The sequence below is a fragment of the uncultured Serinicoccus sp. genome (assembly GCF_947500995.1).
Lineage (GTDB): Bacteria > Actinomycetota > Actinomycetes > Actinomycetales > Dermatophilaceae > Ornithinicoccus.
This window is the reverse complement of sequence record NZ_CANMUA010000003.1, coordinates 313,371-332,986: the sequence shown is the minus strand read 5'-3', so window position 1 is coordinate 332,986 and position 19,616 is coordinate 313,371. Positions and strand designations below refer to the sequence as shown.

Sequence of the window (19,616 nt, the reverse complement as noted above, 5' to 3'; positions counted from 1 at the left end):
AGGGGCCGCTCCTCTGGTCCGTCAGGACGTCCGGTGCGACCCGATCCCGCGTCCGGTGGTGCGCGACTGCAGCGGATATGTCGCCCGCCAGGGCGATTCCACGACATACCCGGTGCAGTCGCACCCTTCCGGGCACGGAGACGGTCAGGGCGCGGGGGCTCGCGCGGCGAGGAGCACGAGGGCCGCGGTCCAGCCCAGCGGGGCCACGGCCGCCGGGTCGCCGTCGTGCAGCACCTTCTCCGGCAGCGCTCCGGCCGCCGTCCGGTGGGCGTCCAGCCAGTCCAGCCAGCGGTCGGCCTCCAGCGGGTGGCCGTTGTGCGCGGCGGCGACCGCCTGGAGCGCCGTCTGCGGGGTCCAGGAGACGCCGTCGTTGCGCCACCCCGCCCCGGGCGCCACCCCTCCGGCCGGACGCCGCTGGGCCTCCTGCGCCCGCAGCCGCGCCTCGTCCGCCCCCGGGACCGGCACGTCGACGAACGGGGGGAGCAGCAGGGTCACCGCGGCGTCCGGGCGTCCACCGACGTGGCGGGGGAACCGCGGCCCGAACGAGTCCCCGATCTGCGCCCGCAGGTTGGCGGCCGCCGGTGCCAGGAGGCCGGGGTCCACCCCGCCCGAGCGCCACGCCTGCTCGCCCACCAGCCCCGAGGCGTGCAGGTCGGACGCCGCCTCCAGACCCATGAGAGCCGTCGCCGCGACGGCCAGCGTGACCTCGTCCTCCGGGCGCTCCCAGTAGTCCGGGGAGGGCCGGGGCAGACCCGTCCCCGGGTCGAGCCGGTCCAGCAGGCGCCCGGTCGAGCGCACCACCAGGGGGGTCAGCAGCCCGGCCACCTGCTGCTGCCCACCTGCTCCTTCGCGGCGGCCCGTCGCCGGCCCGCCGCCGGCGTCACCGGCGTCGCCGTCGTCACCGGGCGACGGCACACCCTCCTCGATCACCGCGGCGGCCGCCCACAGCGCCCACCCCGGCCCGTCCTCCTGCGGCTCCCGGTCGTCCGGCACCGTGCCGTCCCCCACGGGCAGGTAGCGGGCCTGCATCGAGCCGTCGTCGGCCTGCAGGTCCTGCAGCAGGAGCAGGGTCAGGAGCGCGTCCTGCTGGTGCCCGGTGCGGGCGAGCGCCACCGCCACGCAGCTCGCGTCCCGGGGCCAGACGTACTGCCAGGCCGGGGAGGCACCGGCGAGCACCGCGCCGGGTGCGGTGCCGGTGGGCGCGGTGAGGGTGTGCAGGTCGGCCAGCGCGGCACGCACCATCCCGGCCCTCGGGTCGGCGGGGTCTGGGAGCCACCCGGAGGCGAGCCACCCCTGTCGCCCGGCCTCGCGGGCGGCGAGCACGGACACCTCGAGGGGCATCGTCTCGGGGTCCGCGGACAGCGGGAGCCATCCGTCGGCCGACCGCCCGGGTGCCACCTCGACCAGCCGCCCCCAGGCGTCGCGGGTCACCGCCTCCTGGTGCAGCGAGACCTGCCGGTGGCTGCCCTGCCAGACCAGGGACCCGCCGCAGGCGAGCAGCACCGCGAGGGCGGCGGCCCACCGGCTGCGGCGGGTCATCCCTGGGGGTCGCGGGGGCGCCGTCGGGCGGCGAGGGACCCGGCGACCCTGCGGGTCAGCCGGCGGGGCGCGACCCGCAGGAACCCGACGAGGGACCGGTAGGTCACCGACGGCACCGAGACCACGGTGCCGCGGGCGACGTCGTCGAGCCCAGCACGCACGACGTCGGCCGCGTCCAGCCACAGGGCGTCCGGCAGCCGCGACATGTTCATGCGGGCACGGTCGTGGAACTCGGTGTGCACGAAACCGGGGCACAGCGCCGTCACGGTGACGCCGTGGGGCACGAGCTCGGTGGCGAGGGCCTCGGAGAAGACGGTGACGTAGGACTTGATCGCCGAGTAGTGGCCCATGACCGCGAAGGAGGCCACCGAGGAGACGTTGAGGATCGCTCCCCGGCGACGCTCGCGCATGGCGCCGCCGGCCGCGTGCGAGAGCACCATGACCGCTCGCACCATGAGGTCGAGGGCCGCCTCCTCCTCGGCGAGATCACCGCGCACGAAGCCGCGCCGGCTCCCGAACCCGGCGTTGTTGACGAGCAGGTCGACCGGGCGGTCCCGGTCGGCGACGCGCTCGGCGACGCGGCCCAGCGCCGCCCGGTCGGACAGGTCGGCCGGCAGGACCTCGACGGCCACCCCGTGCCGGGCGATGAGCTCGTCCGCGAGCGCGGTGAGCCGCGTCCCGTCCCGGGCCACCAGCACCAGGTCGTGCCCGCGCCCGGCGAGCTGTGCGGCGAACTCCCGTCCCAGTCCGGCCGAGGCACCGGTCACCAGCGCTGTTCCCATGGGCTCAGGGTATGCCGGGGCCTCCCCCGTCGCGCCCGGCAGGTCGTCGCGGGGCACGTCCGGTGGGCGAGCCCGGCGTGCGTCAGCTAGAGGTGCTCGCGGAGCCAGTCGAGGTCCGTGACGTGCTCGTCGGCGCCGCCCGGGGTCTCGACCAGGGAGGGCGCGCCGGCGGCTCGGACGACGTCGGCCAGCTCGTCCGGCGGGACCTGTCCGGCGCCGAGGTTCGCGTGCCGGTCGGCGCCGCTGCCGGCGGCGTCCCGGGAGTCGTTGACGTGCACGAGGTCGATGCGTCCGGTGATGGCGCGCACCTGGTCCACGACCCCGTCCAGCGCGATGCCGCCCGCCCAGGCGTGGCACGTGTCCAGGCAGAAACCGACGTGCTCGGCACCCTCCGCCCGCCCGATCGCCTCCCAGACCCGGGCGATCCGCTCCAGGTGCCGGGCCATGGCGTTGTCGCCCCCGGCGGTGTTCTCGAGGAGCAGCGGCGTCACCCCGAAGGTCAGCGACTCCACGGCCTTGCGCCAGTTGTCGAACCCCTTCTCCGGGTCGTCCTGGGCGTTGACGTGGCCCCCGTGCACGATGAGGCCCTTCGCGCCGATCTCCGTGGCCGCGTCGAGATGCTGCTGCAGCAGCTTGCGCGACGGGATGCGGATGCGGTTGTTGAGGGTGGCGACGTTGACGATGTAGGGGGCGTGGACGTAGAGGTCGACCCCGGCCTCCTCGGCGGCCGCGCGCAGCGCCGCGGCGCCGCCGGCATACCGGATCTCAGGACCCTGGTAGCCCTGGGGGTCACCGAGGAAGAACTGCACCAGGGGCGCCCGCCGGGCCTGCGCCTCGGCGATCGGGTCGGTCTGGTCGACGTGCGCCCCCAGGGCCGGTGTGCTCATGGCCACCATCGTAGGCACGGCACCGGACGCGCGGTCAGGCCACACCGGACCACCGCGTCGTCCGGTGTACGCGTCCGGTGTCGACGGAGCACGCGTCCTGTGCAGGCGGCGGGTGGCGCGGGGTGCCCTAGGCTGGCCGCATGGCCCGGTTCTGGTTCGACGTGCTGGTCCCCGGCGCTCCCGCGCAGGTGTGGGAGCGGCTGTGGGACCTCGACCGGCACACGGCCGCGATCCCCCTCACCACGACGACGGGTGGCCCGCTCGGGCCGGGTGCCGGCTTCGTCGCCAGGACCCGCCTCGGTCCCGTCCGGATCGACGACGAGATGGTCGTGCGGCTCTGGGAGCCCCACGGCCACGCCGTCATCGCGAAAGTCGGCCGCCCCCTCACCGGCCACATCGACGTGACGCTGCGCCCGGCCGGCGCCGACACCCGGCTCAGGTGGGAGCAGGAGTATGCCGTGGCCGGGGTGCCCGGCGCCCTCGCGGCGCTGGCGTCCCCGGCCGTACGAACGGCATACCTGCGTGCCGTGCGTCAGATCACGCGACCCTGATCAGGAGTCCTCGCCTCGTGGTCGTGGTCCTCGTGGTCGTGGTCCTCGCCCTCGTGGTCGTGGTCACCCTCGTGCGCGTGCTCCAGCTCGACGTCGCCCGTGACGCCCGACAGCTCGTTCGGCTCGTGCGGCACGGTGGCGGAGTCGATGACGGCCATCGTGGCCAGGTCGACGATGTGGATCTCGCTGGAGGCGGGCTCGGTGACGTAGGCGAACTGCCCCATGGTGAACAGGGTGGGCCGCGGCTGCTGCCACTCCATCGGCTCCTCCCACTCCTGCACGACCGGGATCTCCTCGGTGATCTCGCCGCTCTCCGGGTCGAGCACCTGGAGCTCGCCGTCGGTGCCGAGGACGAGGGCCTCACCCTCCGGGCCGCGGGCCAGGGAACGGAAGCTGTAGGACGTGCCGAGGTCCACCAGCTGCATCTGCGCCGTCTCGGTGTCGATGAGGGCGACCCGCTCCGGGCGCTCCAGCTCGGCGTCCTCGTCCACCTTGTAGTCACCCAGGACGACGTGCGACTCCTCGGAGCCGGCGACGTTGCCCGTCCGGGCGTAGTCGTCCGGCGCCTCCACCTTGGCGAAGCTGCCGTCGGAGAAGACGACGGGGCCGTCCTCGCAGCCGAGCACGACGGCCTCGTCCTCGGCGACGGTCTCGCCGTGCACGCCCGGGCACTCGTCGGTCAGGGCGATCTGCTCGCCGTCGGGCCCGGTGACCATGGCGCCGGTGCGCTCGTCCTCGGTGCCGACGGTCTGCAGCATCGACCCGTCCTCCAGGCGCACCGCGACGCCGTGGTGCGGGTCCTCCACCTCGATCGACTCGGTGATGGGGAGCTCGCTCGCGGTGGCGTCCAGCTCGGCGGGGTCCAGGATGTCGATCCGGCCGGCGCCGTCGAAGTAGAGCGCGGTCGTGCCATGGTGCCGGACCACGTGGCCGGGGTGCGAGCCTTCGGCGGCGAGGTCGGTGAGCTGCGGCGCGGTGGTGTAGCTGTGGCTGTGGTTGCCGTGCGGCTCGCTCCACGTCCCGGCGTCCAGCAGCCGGAAGGAGTCGCCCTCCGTGAGGAACAGGTGCCGACCGTCACCGGCCGGGTTGAGCCGGACGAAGCCTTCGGCCTCCATCTCCCCCTCGACCTCGAGCGACAGGGCGTCGAGGACCATGACGCCACCGTCGTAGGTCACCGCCAGCCGCGGGCTGGGGCCGCTCGCCTCGACGGTCGAGGCCGCCTCGGACCCGCCCTCGGCGTCCTCCGTCGACTCCTCCTCGGAGGTCGTCTCCTCGGAGTCCTCGGACCCGGCCCCCCCGGTGCTGGCGGCGTCGGTCTCCTGCTCCTCGCTCCCCCCGCCGGACGTCGTGGACTCCGTGGCGCACCCCGCGAGCAGGAGGGAGGCGGCCACGGTCATGGGTAGCAGTCTTCTATGCATGGTGGGAATCATTATCAATTCCAGCCCGTAGGTCAAGTCGGGACCTCCTCGACCAACGGGGCGACGCGCCCGCAGCACCCACCCACGACGCCGGCGCGGCCCGCCGCCGGGCCTCCCGGGCGTGCTCGTGCCGGTCAGCCGCCCCAGACCGACGTGGCGCCGGTGTGGCCGGCCAGCGTGACCGCCACGACCGCCCACAGCGCGGCCAGGGCGGCCAGCGCGCCGAGCACCGTGCCGACCCGGTCCGGCCAGCGCGCCGCCCACCGCGACCGCCCCCACGGGGACGTCGCGACCCAGTGCAGGACGCTCAGCACGGCCAGCAGGATGCCGGCCAGGCCGGCCCGCACCCCCCACGCCCCGTGCTCCTGCAGGATCTGGCTGCTGCCCACCGTCTGCAGCAGGACGTCGCCGTAGCCCTGCGTCACCCGGGCGACGACCCCGGCGACGACGGCGAGCAGCGGCATACCCCACCCCAACCAGCGACGGAAGCGCGGCACGAGCACCACGAGCAGCTGCGCCCCGGCGGCCAGCAGCAGGAGGACGATGGCGAAGTGGACGAGCAGCGGGTGCACCGGTAGTCCCAGCACCGTGGCGACCTCCTGAGGGACAGGTGGATGAAGATTCAACCATCCTCGCGCCGGCTGAGAATCACCTGTGAAGAATCGGGTCGTCCTGGGGGCGAGCAGGGGCACGTAGGCTTCCCGGATGCGCATCGCCACGTGGAACTGCAACAGCATCCGCACCCGGGTGGACCGGGCGGTCGCCTTCCTCGAGCGGCACGACGTGGACGTGCTGGCGCTGCAGGAGACCAAGTGCCGGGACGACCAGTTCCCGTTGCTGCCGTTCGAGCAGGTGGGGTACGAGGTGGCGCACGTCGGGCTGAACCAGTGGAACGGCGTCGCCGTCGTCAGCCGGGTGGGGCTGGCCGACGTCGCCACGTCCTTCCCGGGCCAGCCCGCCTGGGCACCGGAAGGGGCCGAGCCCACGGTCGAGGCGCGGGCGCTCGGGGCGACCTGCGGCGGCGTGCGCGTCTGGAGCCTCTACGTGCCGAACGGCCGGTCGCTGCAGGACCCGCACCTGGACTACAAGCTGGCCTGGCTGGGAGCCCTGCGGGAGGCCGGCCGCGGCTGGCTGGAGCAGGACGCCGGCGCCCCGGTCGCGCTCATGGGTGACTGGAACATCGCACCGACCGACGACGACGTCTGGTCGGTGGAGTACTACGAGGGCAAGACGCATACCAGCCCGGCGGAGCGGGCGGCCTTCGCCGCGGTCGAGCGCGCCGGGTATGCCGACGTCACCCGCGAGCACACGCCCGGTCCGGGGACCTACACCTACTGGGACTACACGCAGCTGGCCTTCCCCAAGCGGCGCGGCATGCGGATCGACTTCTGCCTCGGCTCTCCGGCCCTGGCGGAGCGCGTCGAGGGAGCCTTCATCGACCGCGAGGAGCGCAAGGGCAAGGGCGCCTCGGACCACGCCCCTGTGGTCGTCGACCTGACCGCCGACTGAGCCCCTCCCCGGCCCCGGGGTGCGGTCACGCAGCCCGCCGTGGAGGGCGCGGGGCGACCCGGGCCAGCGGCACGGTGAGCAGGCAGAGCAGGGCGGCCAGGGCCATGCCGGGCCCGAAGCCGGAGGCCACCGCGACCCCGCCGACGACGAGCGAGCCGGTGGCGGTGCCGGTGTCGAAGCCGGCGTTCCACACCGCGCTGGCGGCGCCCACCCGGCGCGGCCCCGCGGCCTCGAAGGCGCGCAGCATCGTCAGGGTCTGCAGGGTGCCGTAGCAGACCCCGACGAGGGCGCAGACCAGGATCCACGGGACGGCGCGGGAGACGTCGACGGGGGTCCGCACCACCCAGGCGAGGGCCGCCAGGACGAGCACGCTCGCGAGGACGGCGGGGACGAGCAGCCGCTGCGCACCGGCCCGGTCCGCGAGCCCGCCGACCTGCCACCGGGTGATGGCCGAGAGCAGTCCGACGGCGAACAGGCCGGCAGCGGAGAGCCAGGGCACCTGCACCATCTGGGGCGCGAAGGTGATGACGGCTCCCCCGGCGAAGGTGATGGCGAGCAGGACGAGCGTCGGGCGCAGCAGGGCGAGGTAGGTGGCGCGGGACGTGGTCGGCTCGGCCACCTCGGGGTGGCTGGCGTCGTGGGTGGAGCGTGCGGGCAGGTGGCGGGCCACCGCCACGCAGGCGGGGATCCCGGCCAGGGGCAGGGCGCCGATGACGAAGACCGGCCAGAAGCCGATCGCGTCGGCGACCCAGCCGCCCACCGGCATGACGACGACCAGGGGCAGCGAGAGCGCGAAGGAGTATGCCCCGACCGCGGCGCCCCGACGGGCCGGCTCGACGAGCAGCACGGCGGCGGCGTTGGCCGCCACCGTGAGGATGCCGAAACCGACCCCGCGCACCGCCGACAGGGCCAGCACCGGGCCGAGGTCCGCGGTCAGCAGGTGCAGGAGCGAGGGCACCCCGAGGAAGACCATGCCGAGGGAGAGGACCCACGCCCACCCGGCCCGACCGATCGCCCACGGCACCGCGAACTGGGTGGCCACCGTGGTGCCCAGGAGCACGAAGTTGACCAGCCCCGCACCGGCGCTGTCCGCGCCGCCGGAGACCGCCCACAGGGGCGCGACCGGGAGCAGCGCGGCATACCCGGTGAACCCGGCCGTCGCGAGCAGCGCGAGAGCGACCATGCCGGGGGTGGACCAGACGGACCCCCGTCCGGGTGGTTCCAGGGCCGCGGACGGCTCGATGGGGGCGCCGCTCACCCCTGGGCAGCCTTGGCGGCGGCCTTCTTCTCCCTCTTGTAGGCGCGCACCTGCTGCAGGGACTCCGCGCCGGTGACGTCGGCAATCGACATGTGCACGCCCTCCCGGCCGTAGTCGCCGGCCGCCTCGCGCCAGCCCTCGGCGGTGAGGCCGCGCTGCTTGCCGAGGAGGGCGAGGAAGATCCGGGCCTTCTGGTCACCGAACCCGGGCAGCGCCTTGAGCCGCTCGAGGACCTCCCGTCCGTCCGGCTCGCCGTCGGTCCAGATCGCCGCGGTGTCGCCGTCGTAGTCGCGGACGACGGCGGTCGCCAGGTCGTGCACGCGCCGGCCCATGGACGTGGGGAACCGGTGGACCGAGGGAGGGGTGGCGCAGAGCGCCACGAACTCCTCGGGGTCGGTGTCGGCGATGGTCCTCGGGTCCACCGAGCCGAGCCGCTCGGCGATCTTGCGCGGGCCGTCGAAGGCGACCTCCATGGGGATCTGCTGGTCCAGGAGCATGCCGGTCAGCAGGGCGAAGGGGTGCTCGGTCAGGATGCGGTCGGCCTCGGCCTCGCCGACCAGGTGCAGGGTGCCGGTCATACCTGCAGCCTAGGACCTTCCTGCGGGCGCCGGGAGGTCTCCTACCCTGGACCCCATGACAGTCGTCGCGGCCGCGGACGGATCCGCCCTGGGCAACCCTGGTCCGGCGGGCTGGGGGTGGTACGTCGACGCCGACCGGTGGGCCAGCGGCGGCTGGCGCCACGGGACCAACAACATGGGTGAGCTGACCGCCGTGCTGGACCTGCTGCAGCAGACGGCCGACCTGGACGAGGACCTGCTCGTCCTGTGCGACTCGCAGTACGCCATCAAGTCCATCACCCAGTGGATGCCCGGCTGGAAGCGGCGCGGCTGGAAGAAGGGCGACGGCAAGCCGCTGGCCAACGTCGAGATCATCAAGGCGCTGGACGCCGCGATGCGCCCCAACGTGCGCTTCCAGTGGGTCAAGGGTCACGCCGGGCACGAGCTCAACGAGCAGGCCGACCGGCTGGCCAACGCCGCCGCCCAGGCGTATGCCGCAGGGCGGCAGCCGCAGCCGGGGCCCGGCTTCGGCGCGGTGTCGGCGCCGGCAGAGCACGCCTTCACGGTGGGCGGCCGGGCGGAGGACGACCTCTTCTCCCTCGCCGAGGAGCCGGGAGACGAGGAGCAGGTGGTGGCGCTGGAGCGCTCGCTGCTCTCCGACGAGGTGCGTTCCGACCCCTCGTCCGCCGCGGCGCTGCTGCACCCGGACTGGCAGGAGGTCGGCCGCTCGGGCCGGCGCTGGAGCCGGGAGGAGATGCTCGACGCGATCACCCCGCTGCCCGACCCGGTGGAGCTCGAGGTCCTCGACGTCCAGCGCCTCCCCGGTGACCTCGTCCTGCTCGTGTGGCGGGGCACCGGCGTCGGCGCCGGGGCGAGCACCCTGCGCAGCTCGCTCTGGCAGCGCTCCGGCCAGCGGTGGCAGCAGCGCTTCCACCAGGGCACCCCGGAGGTCTAGGAGCCCGAGGAGCCGCTCCGGGCGGCACCGACCGGTCGCCAGCCGAGGGCGAGCGCCACCACGGCGGCGAGCGCCGCGGCATACCCCGCGCCGGTGAGGACGGTCTGCACCTGGACGACCGCGGCGTCGAGCAGCGCGTCGGTGTCGGTCGGGTCCGCGAGCGTGCCGACCTCGAGGTGGAAGCGGCGCAGGCCGAGGGCGGTGAGCAGGGCCAGGCCGACCACCATGCCCACCATGCGGGCGACGACGACGAGCGAGCTGACGGTCCCGTGGCCGTCCTCCCGAGCGTCGGCGAGGGCGGCGTCGTTCACCGGCGCGATCGCGAGTCCGACGCCCAGACCGGCGCCGGCGAGGGCGAGCGTCGTGCCGACGAGCTCGTCGAGCGAGGCCCGCTCCCAGCGGGACATCGCGAGGATCGACACCGCGGCGAGGGCCAGCCCCGGCGCCGCGACCAGGGCCGGACCGACCCGCCGCAGCAGCCAGCCGCCCAGCAGCGCCCCGACCGGCACCGCGACGAGGAAGCGCACCAGCACCAGCGCCGCGTCGGTCTCGTCGGTGCCCTGGGTGAGGCGGGAGAGCAACGGCACGTCCACGACGACCGCGACGATCGCGGCCCCCACCAGCAGGCTCACCACGAGCGCCGGCCAGACCCGGCGCCGGACGACGCCGCGCGGGACCAGCGGGGCGGCGGCCAGCCGCTGCCGGAGGAGGAAGGCCACGGTCGAGGCGGCGCCGAGCGGCAGCAGCCAGACGCCCCACGGCCCGAGCACCTCGGTCTCGGGGTTCGCGGTGGAGAAGGTCAGCACCAGCGAGCCCAGGGCGACGGCGACGAAGGTCGCCCCCAGCAGGTCGGCGCGCAGGAGCAGCGGCAGCCACCGGGTCAGGGTGACCAGGGCGAGCAGCAGCGTCACCGCCGCCGCCGCGAGACCGACGGGCGTGGCGACCCGGGAGCCGGAGTCCGGGTCGAGGGGCACGAAGGGCAGGCCGAGCTCCACCGAGGTCGTCAGCGCCTGCGGCGCCCAGAGCGCCAGGGTCCAGAGAGCCGCGGCGAGGACGGCCAGGAGGTATGCCGTGCCCGTCACCCACCGTCTGCGACGCCCGGTCGCCCCAGGGCCAACCACTCGCGACGCTCGGTCGGGGGTGGGGGCAACCACTCGCGACGCCCGGTCAGGGGTGGGGCCCACCACTCGCGACGCCCGGTCGGGGGCGGGCGCCGCGGGGCGGAGGAGGACGACGCCGAGGAGGGCGAGCAGGCCCAGCACGACGTTGAGCCAGAAGATCTCCCGCCACCCGGCGACGGCGAGGACGAGCGCCCCGAGCAGCGGTCCCAGCACCGACCCGAGCTCCTGGACGGCGCCGACGACGCCCAGCGGCATACCCCGTCGACCGCGGGGCCAGAGGTCGGCGACCAGCGCCAGCGTGGCCGGCACCAGCCCTCCGCCGCCCAGGCCCTGCAGGAACCGGCCACCGACCATGACCGGCAGCTCGACCGCCGCGGCGGTCACCGCCGACCCGACGACGAAGACGACGAGGCACCAGAGGAGGATGCGCCGCCGGTCCACCAGGTCGGACAGGCGCCCGATGAGCGGCAGGACGGCGATGTAGCCGAGCAGGAACCCGGAGATGATGGGCGTGCCGCGCTGCAGCGACTCGATCCCCACGCCGACCCCGGCCATCATGTCGGCCAGCGCCAGCACGACGACGTAGGTGTCCGCCGCGGCCAGCGCCACGGCGAGCGCGGCGACGGCCAGCAGCGCACGGGCACCGCGCACGGGCCCGGTGGCCGGGCGGTCGGCGGCCGCGGCGCCCGGCGGTGGCCCGGCCCCCGGCCGCTCCTGCCGCGTCCGCGTCATCCTCAGGGCTGGGTCACGGTGACCGGCTCGCCGTAGGCGTCGAGGGTCACGGTGTAGGTGGACGTCGCCGGCGGGTAGAACGGGCCGGTGATGGCCACGCTGCGGACCTGCCAGTCCTCCTCGACCAGGCCGTAGGTCACGTCGAAGTCGGAGTCGGCGTCGCCCACGAGGAGCAGGTCGGTGACAGTCTGTCCGGGCAGCGTGCCGACGACCTGCTGGACCACCTCGGCCCCGTCCCGGGAGCGCTCCCCGAACTCCGGCTCCTGGGTCTGCTCGAGCAGACCCACGAGGCCGTCCTCGGGGTCGAAGAGCGTCGCCGGGTCGGGCACCCCCAGCTCGGCCGGGTCGGTGTTGACGTGGGCGGGGACGTAGGGCAGCTTCACCCACAGCTCGCCGTCGAGCGCCACCGTCGGGATGTCCGCCTGCACCCCGGCGATGACCGCGGTGATGGTCCCGTCGAAGGCGGGCGGCTCCATGGTGCCGGCCCCCTCGGCGCTGATGATGTAGGACGACTCGTCCTCGGGCAGGTCCGTGCCGGTGAGCGCGAGGCTCACCGACCCGGCGTCGACGAGGACGTCGTGCGCCTGGGCCAGCCGGTCCGCCGCGGTGGGCGGGGGCGGCGCGGAGGAGGTGGCCGTCTCCTCGCCGTCGTCGCTGCAGCCGGCGAGCGCCAGGGAGAGGACGAGGGCCGGCGCGAGCGCGAGCCTCGACCAGCCCGTCCGGGTGAGGGTGTGCCGTCCGCCGCAAGACCTCATACGCCCAGTATCACGCACCCACCGCCCGAGGGGGCGGCAGCGCGCGCGACCGGGCGGCGACCGGTCACCCGAAGCGGCCGGAGATGTAGTCCTCGGTCGCCTGCTGACCCGGGTTGTTGAAGATGTTCTGGGTGGAGTCGTACTCGACGAGCTCGCCGGGCTTGCCGGTCGCCTCGAGGTTGAAGAACCCGGTCTTGTCCGACACCCGCGCCGCCTGCTGCATGTTGTGCGTGACGATGACGACGGTGTAGCGGTCCTTGAGCTCGTTGATGAGGTCCTCGATCGCCAGCGTGGAGATCGGGTCCAGGGCCGAGCAGGGCTCGTCCATGAGGATGACCTCGGGCTGGATGGCGATCGCCCGGGCGATGCACAGGCGCTGCTGCTGCCCGCCGGAGAGGCCCGAACCGGGCTTGTCGAGCCGGTCCTTGACCTCGTTCCACAGGTTGGCCCCGCGCAGCGCCTTCTCGGTCAGCTCGTCGGCCGCCTTGCTGGAGATGCGCTTGGAGTTGAGGCGCACGCCGGCGAGGACGTTCTCCTTGATGGTCATCGTGGGGAAGGGGTTGGGCCGCTGGAAGACCATCCCGACCTGGCGGCGGACGTCGACCGGGTCGACCCCGCGGGCGTAGAGGTTGGTGCCGTCGATCGCCACCTCGCCCTTGACGTAGGCGCCGGGGATGACCTCGTGCATGCGGTTGAGGGTGCGCAGCACCGTCGACTTCCCGCAGCCGGACGGACCGATGAACGCGGTCACGGACCGCGGCTCGATGGTCATCGACACGTTCTTCACGGCATGGAAGTCGCCGTAGTAGATGTCGAGATCCTTGACGTCGATGCGCTTGGACATAGCAGTGATTCTCTCTTCTCCGGACAGGGGTATGCCGTCAGCGGCCGGTCTTGGGGGCGAAGAACGTCGCGATGGCACGGGCGGCGAGGTTCAGCGTCACGACGATGAGCACCAGCAGCAGCGCGGCCGCCCAGGCCCGCTCGCGGCTCGGCTCGATGAGCGCCGGGTCGAGGGGCTTGGTGAACATCCAGTAGGTGTAGACCGCGAGGCTGTTGATGGGCCCCTCGAACATGTTGGTGTTGAAGCTGCGGGCGAACCCGATGGCCACCAGCAGCGGGGCCGTCTCCCCGATGACGCGGGCGATGGCCAGCGTGATGCCGGAGGCCAGGCCCGAGGCCGCGGTGGGCAGCACCACCTTGGCGATGGTGCGCCACTTCGGCACGCCGAGGGCGAGGGAGGCCTCGCGCAGCTCGTTGGGGACGATCCGCAGCATCTCCTCGCTGTTGCGCACGACGGTCGGGATCATGAGGACCGACAGGGCGACCGCGCCGGCGATGCCCATCTTGGCGTCCCGGATGCCGACGATCTGGGTGAACAGCGCGAACGCGAAAAGGCCGGCGACGATCGACGGGATGCCGGTCATGACGTCGACGAGGAAGCGGATGCCCTTGGAGAGGTGGTTGCTGCCGCCGTACTCGACGAGGTAGATCGCGGTGAACATGCCGATGGGCACCGAGATCAGCGCTGCCGTCCCGGTGATGATGAGCGTGCCGATGATGGCGTGCCCCGCACCGCCGGCGAGGGTGTCGGTCTCCCCGCTCGCGTAGGCCTGGTCGTCGGCGCCGGTGATCCCCACCATGTCCTGGGTCCAGAAGCCGGGGGTGAAGGCCAGCGGCAGGCCCTGGCTGAAGACGGTCCAGAGCATCGAGATGAGGGGGACGATCGCGCAGACGAAGGCGGCGTAGACCAGCCAGCGCATGACGACGTCGGTCGCGACCCGCGACCCGCCGAGGGAACGGTAGGTCGCCCACGAGGCCACGAGGAACACCACGTAGGACGCGACCAGCGAGAAGACCGGGTTGAGGTCGACGACGAACCACAGCGCCAGCCACAGCAGGACCGCACCCGCGCCGATGACCATGAGCGGCCGGGAGCTGGTGGCCCGGACGGGCGAGGGGACGTAGTCCGGCTCCTCGCCGCGAGGGGTGGTGCCCGGGGGCGTCGTCGTGGTGGTGCTCATCAGTTGGCTCCGGAGAACTCGGCCCGGCGCTCGACGATCCAGCGAGCGACGAGGTTGACGGCCAGGGTGAGGAGGAAGAGGACGAGTCCGGCGGCGATGAGCTCGGACAGGCGCAGCCCGGCGGCCTCGGGGAAGTTGAGGGCGATCTCGGCGGGGATGGTGTTGTTGCCGGTCCCGATGATGTTCCAGGTGAAGACCCCGGGCGAGAGGATGATGGCCACCGCCATCGTCTCGCCGAGCGCGCGGCCCAGGCCGAGCATGACCCCGCCGATGACGCCCGGGCCGCCGAACGGCAGGACGGCCGTGCGGATCATCTCCCACTGCGTCGCGCCGAGGGCCAGCGCCGCCTCCTCGTGCAGCCGGGGCGTCTGGAGGAACACCTCGCGGGAGACCGAGGTGATGATCGGCAGGATCATCACGGCCAGCACCACCGAGGCGGTCATGAGCGTCCGCCCGGTGGCCGAGCTGTCGGCGAAGAAGGGCAGGAAGCCGAGGTTGGCCTCGAGCCAGTCGAGGAGCGGGACCAGCCGGGGGGCGAAGACGAACAGGCCCCACATGCCGAAGACGACCGAGGGGACGGCCGCCAGCAGGTCGATGACGAACCCGATGGTGCGTCCGATGCGCGGGGGCGCGTAGTGGGACACGAAGAGCGCGATCCCCACGGCGACCGGCGTGGCGAGGACCAGGGCGACGACCGAGGAGACGACCGTGCCCAGCAGCATCGGCCAGACGTAGCTCCAGAACCCGTTGCCGCCGCTGATCTCCTCGGCCGGCGCGGTGAGGGCCGGCATGCCCTGCCAGACCAGGAAGATCGCCACCAGGGCGAGGATCAGCAGGATCAGGACGCCGGAGAACAAGGACGTGCCGCTGAAGACGACGTCCCCGACCCGGCGCTTGACCTTGCCGCCGCCGGTCGGGGGCTCGGTCGTGGCGACGCCACCGCCCCGGTCCGGTTCAGGCTGGGTTGTGCTCATCGTGTACCTCTCGTCTGCGGTCGACGACCGTCACACGCCCGCGACGACGGACGTCCCCCGTGGGTGACGTCCGCCGTCATGGCGTGCTCGCGGGTCCGAACGGGCTCAGCCGCCCTGGATCATGTCGATGGAGGACATGACCTGCTCGCGGGTGCTCTCCCCGATGGGGGCCGAGCCGGCCGCGTCGGACGCGGCCTGCTGGCCCTCCTCGGAGGCGACGTACTCGAGGAACGCCTTGACGTTGTCGGCGCGCTCGGCGTCGTCGTACTCCTTGCAGGCGATGTGGTAGCTCACCAGGACGATCGGGTAGGCACCCGACTCGGTGGTGTCACGGGCCAGCTCCAGGGCCAGGTCGCCCTCGACACCGGTCTCGGCCGGCTCGGAGGACTCGACGACCCGCGCGGCCGCCTCCGGGGAGAACGGCACGAACTCCTCGCCGACCCCGATCGAAGCGGACTGCCCGGTCACGGCCGAGGCGTCGGCATACCCGATGGTGCCCTCGGTCGAGTTGATGACCTGCATGACACCGGTGGTCTGCGCGGCGGCCTCGCCACCCTCGACCGGCCAGGCGTCGGACGGCTCGTGCGGCCACGCGTCGGGGGCGGCCGCGGTGAGGTACTCCATGAAGTTCTCCGTGGTGCCCGAGTCGTCGGACCGGTGCACGACGGTGATCTCGGTGTCCGGCAGCTCGGCGTCCGGGTTGTCCGCCGCGATCGCCTCGTCGTCCCACGTGGTGATGTCGCCGTTCATGATGCCGGCGAGCACCTCCGGCGCGAGGTTGAGCTCGTCCACGCCGGGCAGGTTGTAGGGGATGGCGACCGGGGAGATGTACATCGGCAGGTTGATGGCCTCGCCACCGGCGCAGGCGTCCGCGACCATGCCGCGCTCCTCCTCGTCGAGGTAGGCGTCGGACCCGGCGAAGTCGGTGGCCCCGGCGAGGAACTGCTCGCGACCGGCACCCGAGCCGACGGCGTCGTACTGCACCTCGACCTCGGGCTGCACCTCGAGGTAGCCGGCGATCCAGGCGGTCATCGCGGACTCCTGGGAGGAGGCGCCGGCCCCGACCAGACGGCCGGACAGCTCTCCGCCCCCGGACTCCGAGCCGCCGCCGGCGTCGCCCTCCGAGCTGCTGTCGTCTCCGCCGCAGGCGGCGAGCGCGAAGGACGCCGCCATGGCGATGGCGACCGTGCGGGTCAAGCGGTGCTGCTTCACGGGGAACCTCTCTCAACGTCTGTCAGGGATCGTGACCCCGGGGCCGGTGGCGGAGCACCGGCGCGTCCAGGGGCACGCTGGCGGCATCGCCAACGCTTGAGAAGGTAGGAGCCGCACGTGACGCGATCCACGGCCTTGGGTGAACGAGTGGTGAACGAGGGGCGAAGGTCCGGCAGGGAGACCCCCCGCTCAGCGCAGGAGGAGCTCCCCGGTGCCCTCGTCGAGGTCGACGACGACGTGGGAGCCGTCGCGCACCTCGCCGGAGAGCAGCAGCCGCGCCAGCCGGTCCCCGATCTGGGTCTGCACCAGGCGGCGCAGGGGTCGCGCGCCGTAGGCCGGGTCGTAGCCCCGCTCGGCCAGCCAGGCGGACGCGGCGTCGGTGACCTCGAGGCCGATACGACGACCCTCGAGGCGGCGGGCCAGCTCGGCGACCTGCAGCCCCACGATGGTGGCCAGCTCCTCGCGGGTCAGCGCGTCGAAGATGACGACCTCGTCCAGGCGGTTGAGGAACTCGGGCTTGAAGCTGGCCCGGACGGTGCCCATGACCTGCTCGCGCTTGGTCTGCTCGTCCGTGGTCGGGTCCACGAGGAACTGGCTGCCCAGGTTGGAGGTCATGACGAGGATGACGTTGCGGAAGTCGACCGTCCGGCCCTGCCCGTCGGTGAGCCGGCCGTCGTCGAGCACCTGCAGCAGGATGTCGAAGGTCTCCGGGTGGGCCTTCTCCACCTCGTCCAGCAGCACCACGCTGTACGGGCGCCGCCGGACCGCCTCGGTGAGCTGACCGCCCTCGTCGTACCCGACGTAGCCGGGAGGCGCACCGATGAGGCGCGCGACCGCGTGCCGCTCGGCATACTCCGACATGTCGATGCGCACCATCGCCCGCTCGTCGTCGAAGAGGAAGTCGGCCAGGCTCTTGGCGAGCTCGGTCTTGCCGACGCCGGTCGGGCCGAGGAAGAGGAAGGAGCCCTGCGGGCGGTCGGGGTCGGAGATGCCGGCCCGGGACCGGCGCACCGCGTCGGAGACCAGCCGGACGGCGGTGTGCTGGCCGATGAGCCGCTCGCCGAGGACCGACTCCATCCGGAGCAGCTTCTCGGTCTCGCCCTCGAGCAGCCGACCGGCCGGGATCCCGGTCCAGGCGGAGATGACGTCGGCGACGTCGTCCGCGCCGACCTCGTCCTTGACCATCGGTGCCGTGTCGCTGCTGCGCTCGAGCGCCGACTCCTCCTCCTGGGCGGCGACCAGCTCGGCCTCGGCGGCGGGGATCTCGCCGTAGAGCAGGCGCGACGCACCCTCGTAGTCGCCCTGGCGCTGCAGCCGCTCGGCCTGCGTGCGCAGGTCGTCCAGCCGCGCCTTGAGCTCACCGACCCGGTTGAGGCCCGTCTTCTCCGCCTCCCACCGGGCGGTCAGCGCCGCCAGCTCCTCGCGGCGGTCGGCGAGGTCGGAGCGCAGCTTCTCCAGCCGGGCCCGGGACGCCTCGTCCTCCTCCCGCGCCAGGTGCATCTCCTCCATGGTCAACCGGTCGACCTGCCGCTGCAGCTGGTCGATCTCGACCGGTGAGGAGTCGATCTCCATCCGCAGCCGGCTCGCGGCCTCGTCCACGAGGTCGATCGCCTTGTCCGGCAGCTGACGGCCCGGGATGTAGCGGTCGGAGAGGTCGGCCGCGGCGACGAGCGCGGAGTCCTCGATGGCCACCTTGTGGTGGGCCTCGTAGCGCTCCTTGAGCCCGCGCAGGATGGCGATGGTGTCCTCCACCGACGGCTCACCCACGAAGACCTGCTGGAAGCGGCGCTCCAGGGCCGCGTCCTTCTCGATGTTCTCGCGGTACTCGTCCAGCGTCGTCGCCCCCACCATGCGCAGCTCGCCACGGGCCAGGAGCGGCTTGAGCATGTTGCCCGCGTCCATCGAGGAGTCCCCGCTGGCGCCGGCACCGACGACGGTGTGCAGCTCGTCGATGAAGGTCACGACCTGGCCGTCGCTGCCGGTGATCTCGGCGAGCACCGCCTTGAGCCGCTCCTCGAACTCGCCGCGGTACTTCGCCCCCGCGACCATCGCGCCCAGGTCGAGGGAGATGAGCGTCTTGTCGCGCAGCGACTCCGGGACGTCCCCGGCGACGATGCGCTGGGCCAGGCCCTCGACGACCGCGGTCTTGCCCACACCGGGGTCGCCGATGAGGACGGGGTTGTTCTTGGTGCGACGGGAGAGTACCTGGACCACCCGGCGGATCTCGGCGTCCCGGCCGATGACCGGGTCCAGCTTGCCCTCCCGGGCCATCGCGGTGAGGTCGGTGCCGTACTTGCCCAGCGCGTCGAAGGTGGCCTCCGGGTCGGCGGAGTCCACCCGCTTGCCGCCGCGCAGTGCCGGGATGCGCTCGGCCAGGGCGTCCGCGTCGACCCCGGGCACCGCCCCTGCCCGAGCCAGGGCCAGCAGCAGGTGGTCGGTCGAGACGAAGGTGTCGCCCATCGCCGACATGGCGTCCTGGGCCCCCTTGACGACGCCATGCATGGCCCGCGACAGGCCCGGGTTGCCCATGCTGGACCCGCTGGCGCGCGGCAGTCCGGCCAGCGCGGCGTCGGCGGCCTGCTTGGCCGCCTGCGGGCTGGAGCCGGCCGCCTCGAGCAGCGGTCCGGTCGTCGTGTCGCCCTGCTGGCTCAGCGCCGCGAGCAGGTGCGCGGGCTCGACCTGCGCGTGTCCTGCCGCCGCGGCGTCCCGCACCGCGGTCGACAATGCCTCCTGGGCCTTGCTGGTGAGGTTGAGATCCATGGGTGTGCCCTTGTCCTCCCCGACCGGGAGCGGCGTGCTCGACGGCCGTGTCGTGTCGTTCGAAGAATGTCTGATCTGGTCAACGTCGACAAAGTTGAGCGCATTCCGCTCAACCTTGGTGCACGCTCGTCGCCATGGTCGTGCGGTCGGGCGACCCAGGCTCTACACTCCTCTCAGGTCCAGCCGTGGCAGGGCGGCTGTCGATCACCTGGAGGGGATACACACGATGTGCGACGACGGCACCGGCACCCATGAGATGGTGCCCAACCCGCGGCGGGAGCAGATCCGGGCGACGCTGACCAACCTCGCCCCCGACCTCGAGGCCCTGCGGACGGCCTTCGACCCGGCCGAGCGGGCGATGTCGGCGGGGGCCTGGACGGGTACGCTCGCGGACCGGTTCGGCGACGGGCTGTCGGCCCGCGCCCGGCGGTTGGGCAGGGCGGCCGAGCAGGCGCGCGAGCAGCTCCTCGACGAGCTCGCGGCCGAGCCCGAGCAGGTGCGCCGCTGCGAGACCTTCGGCACGGTCCCGGGGTGGCCGCTGACGCTGCCCCCCGTCGGGAGCCGGGGCTAGTCGTAGCGAGG

At 73.4% G+C, this 19,616-nt stretch carries 18 protein-coding genes; 4 read left to right on the top strand and 14 right to left on the bottom strand.

The window, feature by feature from the left end; translation table 11 throughout:
* Nucleotides 1-144 precede the first annotated feature (144 nt).
* The 3 genes from Q0967_RS06755 to Q0967_RS06745 form a co-directional block, all read right to left on the bottom strand.
* Nucleotides 145-1,539, bottom strand: coding sequence for a glycoside hydrolase family 15 (locus Q0967_RS06755; RefSeq protein ID WP_298748345.1), 1,395 nt, complete (start codon nucleotides 1,537-1,539; stop codon nucleotides 145-147).
* Nucleotides 1,536-2,321, bottom strand: a complete 786-nt coding sequence (locus Q0967_RS06750; RefSeq protein ID WP_298748347.1) for an SDR family oxidoreductase — start codon at nucleotides 2,319-2,321, stop codon at nucleotides 1,536-1,538. The genes Q0967_RS06755 and Q0967_RS06750 overlap by 4 nt, the downstream gene beginning before the upstream one ends.
* Before the next feature lie 86 nt (nucleotides 2,322-2,407).
* Nucleotides 2,408-3,208: a deoxyribonuclease IV gene (locus Q0967_RS06745; protein WP_298748349.1), complete on the bottom strand. Its 801-nt coding sequence runs from the start codon at nucleotides 3,206-3,208 to the stop codon at nucleotides 2,408-2,410.
* 140 nt (nucleotides 3,209-3,348) lie between these two features.
* Here Q0967_RS06745 and Q0967_RS06740 point away from each other — a divergent pair, with 140 nt between their 5' ends.
* Nucleotides 3,349-3,759 carry an SRPBCC family protein gene (locus Q0967_RS06740; protein WP_298748351.1) on the top strand — a complete coding sequence of 137 codons (411 nt, stop codon included), beginning with the start codon at nucleotides 3,349-3,351 and terminating at the stop codon, nucleotides 3,757-3,759.
* Here Q0967_RS06740 and aztD read toward each other — a convergent pair.
* Nucleotides 3,741-5,156, bottom strand: coding sequence for a zinc metallochaperone AztD (gene aztD / locus Q0967_RS06735; RefSeq protein WP_298748353.1), 1,416 nt, complete (start codon nucleotides 5,154-5,156; stop codon nucleotides 3,741-3,743). The two genes, Q0967_RS06740 and aztD, sit on opposite strands and share 19 nt — an antisense overlap.
* Nucleotides 5,157-5,311: 155 nt before the next feature.
* Nucleotides 5,312-5,764, bottom strand: a complete 453-nt coding sequence (locus tag Q0967_RS06730; protein ID WP_298748355.1) for a DUF2231 domain-containing protein — start codon at nucleotides 5,762-5,764, stop codon at nucleotides 5,312-5,314.
* Nucleotides 5,765-5,882: 118 nt separating this feature from the next.
* Between Q0967_RS06730 and Q0967_RS06725 the strand changes: the two genes are divergently transcribed.
* Complete coding sequence (locus Q0967_RS06725) at nucleotides 5,883-6,686, top strand: exodeoxyribonuclease III (RefSeq protein ID WP_298748357.1); 804 nt, start codon at nucleotides 5,883-5,885, stop codon at nucleotides 6,684-6,686.
* 25 nt (nucleotides 6,687-6,711) lie between these two features.
* Here Q0967_RS06725 and Q0967_RS06720 read toward each other — a convergent pair whose 3' ends face one another.
* A complete protein-coding gene (locus Q0967_RS06720) occupies nucleotides 6,712-7,944 on the bottom strand; it encodes an MFS transporter (protein ID WP_298748359.1) in 1,233 nt (410 codons plus the stop codon).
* On the bottom strand, nucleotides 7,941-8,522 hold the full coding sequence (locus Q0967_RS06715) for an HhH-GPD-type base excision DNA repair protein (protein ID WP_298748360.1): 582 nt from the start codon (nucleotides 8,520-8,522) through the stop codon (nucleotides 7,941-7,943). Before Q0967_RS06715 ends, Q0967_RS06720 begins: the two co-directional genes overlap by 4 nt.
* Nucleotides 8,523-8,577: 55 nt before the next feature.
* Here Q0967_RS06715 and Q0967_RS06710 point away from each other — a divergent pair, with 55 nt between their 5' ends.
* The gene (locus Q0967_RS06710) at nucleotides 8,578-9,456 is read left to right on the top strand and encodes a ribonuclease HI family protein (RefSeq protein ID WP_298748362.1); all 879 of its coding nucleotides are present in this window, start codon (nucleotides 8,578-8,580) and stop codon (nucleotides 9,454-9,456) included.
* Here the strand turns inward: Q0967_RS06710 and Q0967_RS06705 are convergent.
* The 7 genes from Q0967_RS06705 to clpB all read right to left on the bottom strand — a co-directional run bounded on the left by Q0967_RS06705 (nucleotide 9,453) and on the right by clpB (nucleotide 19,034).
* Nucleotides 9,453-11,309 carry an MFS transporter gene (locus Q0967_RS06705; RefSeq protein WP_298748364.1) on the bottom strand — a complete coding sequence of 619 codons (1,857 nt, stop codon included), beginning with the start codon at nucleotides 11,307-11,309 and terminating at the stop codon, nucleotides 9,453-9,455. The two genes, Q0967_RS06710 and Q0967_RS06705, sit on opposite strands and share 4 nt — an antisense overlap.
* Nucleotides 11,310-11,311: 2 nt before the next feature.
* Complete coding sequence (locus Q0967_RS06700) at nucleotides 11,312-12,064, bottom strand: LppX_LprAFG lipoprotein (RefSeq protein WP_298748366.1); 753 nt, start codon at nucleotides 12,062-12,064, stop codon at nucleotides 11,312-11,314.
* Nucleotides 12,065-12,128: 64 nt separating this feature from the next.
* Nucleotides 12,129-12,908 carry a phosphate ABC transporter ATP-binding protein PstB gene (gene pstB, locus Q0967_RS06695; protein ID WP_298748368.1) on the bottom strand — a complete coding sequence of 260 codons (780 nt, stop codon included), beginning with the start codon at nucleotides 12,906-12,908 and terminating at the stop codon, nucleotides 12,129-12,131.
* Nucleotides 12,909-12,945: 37 nt separating this feature from the next.
* Entirely contained in the window at nucleotides 12,946-14,088 is a 1,143-nt protein-coding gene (gene pstA / locus Q0967_RS06690; protein WP_298748370.1) for a phosphate ABC transporter permease PstA, read from the bottom strand.
* Entirely contained in the window at nucleotides 14,088-15,062 is a 975-nt protein-coding gene (gene pstC, locus Q0967_RS06685; protein ID WP_298748372.1) for a phosphate ABC transporter permease subunit PstC, read from the bottom strand. Before pstC ends, pstA begins: the two co-directional genes overlap by 1 nt.
* A 105-nt stretch (nucleotides 15,063-15,167) precedes the next feature.
* Nucleotides 15,168-16,274: a phosphate ABC transporter substrate-binding protein PstS gene (pstS, locus tag Q0967_RS06680; RefSeq protein WP_363321980.1), complete on the bottom strand. Its 1,107-nt coding sequence runs from the start codon at nucleotides 16,272-16,274 to the stop codon at nucleotides 15,168-15,170.
* A gap of 189 nt (nucleotides 16,275-16,463) precedes the next feature.
* Nucleotides 16,464-19,034 (bottom strand): ATP-dependent chaperone ClpB, encoded by a 2,571-nt coding sequence (gene clpB / locus Q0967_RS06675; RefSeq protein ID WP_298748374.1) that lies wholly within the window; start codon nucleotides 19,032-19,034, stop codon nucleotides 16,464-16,466.
* 226 nt (nucleotides 19,035-19,260) lie between these two features.
* On the opposite strand from clpB, the gene Q0967_RS06670 reads away from it, so the two are divergent.
* Complete coding sequence (locus tag Q0967_RS06670; RefSeq protein WP_298748375.1) at nucleotides 19,261-19,605, top strand: hypothetical protein; 345 nt, start codon at nucleotides 19,261-19,263, stop codon at nucleotides 19,603-19,605.
* The last annotated feature ends 11 nt before the right edge of the window (nucleotides 19,606-19,616 follow it).

Excerpts from the sequence above, each read along its gene's own strand:
- Q0967_RS06755 (WP_298748345.1), bottom strand. The coding sequence starts at position 1,539 with ATGACCCGCCGCAGCCGGTGGGCCGCCGCCCTCGCGGTGCTGCTCGCC.
- Q0967_RS06750 (WP_298748347.1), bottom strand. The coding sequence starts at position 2,321 with ATGGGAACAGCGCTGGTGACCGGTGCCTCGGCCGGACTGGGACGGGAG.
- Q0967_RS06745 (WP_298748349.1), bottom strand. The coding sequence starts at position 3,208 with ATGAGCACACCGGCCCTGGGGGCGCACGTCGACCAGACCGACCCGATC.
- Q0967_RS06740 (WP_298748351.1), top strand. The coding sequence starts at position 3,349 with ATGGCCCGGTTCTGGTTCGACGTGCTGGTCCCCGGCGCTCCCGCGCAG.
- aztD (WP_298748353.1), bottom strand. The coding sequence starts at position 5,156 with ATGACCGTGGCCGCCTCCCTCCTGCTCGCGGGGTGCGCCACGGAGTCC.
- Q0967_RS06725 (WP_298748357.1), top strand. The coding sequence starts at position 5,883 with ATGCGCATCGCCACGTGGAACTGCAACAGCATCCGCACCCGGGTGGAC.
- Q0967_RS06715 (WP_298748360.1), bottom strand. The coding sequence starts at position 8,522 with ATGACCGGCACCCTGCACCTGGTCGGCGAGGCCGAGGCCGACCGCATC.
- Q0967_RS06710 (WP_298748362.1), top strand. The coding sequence starts at position 8,578 with ATGACAGTCGTCGCGGCCGCGGACGGATCCGCCCTGGGCAACCCTGGT.
- Q0967_RS06705 (WP_298748364.1), bottom strand. The coding sequence starts at position 11,309 with ATGACGCGGACGCGGCAGGAGCGGCCGGGGGCCGGGCCACCGCCGGGC.
- Q0967_RS06700 (WP_298748366.1), bottom strand. The coding sequence starts at position 12,064 with ATGAGGTCTTGCGGCGGACGGCACACCCTCACCCGGACGGGCTGGTCG.
- pstB (WP_298748368.1), bottom strand. The coding sequence starts at position 12,908 with ATGTCCAAGCGCATCGACGTCAAGGATCTCGACATCTACTACGGCGAC.
- pstA (WP_298748370.1), bottom strand. The coding sequence starts at position 14,088 with ATGAGCACCACCACGACGACGCCCCCGGGCACCACCCCTCGCGGCGAG.
- pstC (WP_298748372.1), bottom strand. The coding sequence starts at position 15,062 with ATGAGCACAACCCAGCCTGAACCGGACCGGGGCGGTGGCGTCGCCACG.
- clpB (WP_298748374.1), bottom strand. The coding sequence starts at position 19,034 with ATGGATCTCAACCTCACCAGCAAGGCCCAGGAGGCATTGTCGACCGCG.
- Q0967_RS06670 (WP_298748375.1), top strand. The coding sequence starts at position 19,261 with ATGTGCGACGACGGCACCGGCACCCATGAGATGGTGCCCAACCCGCGG.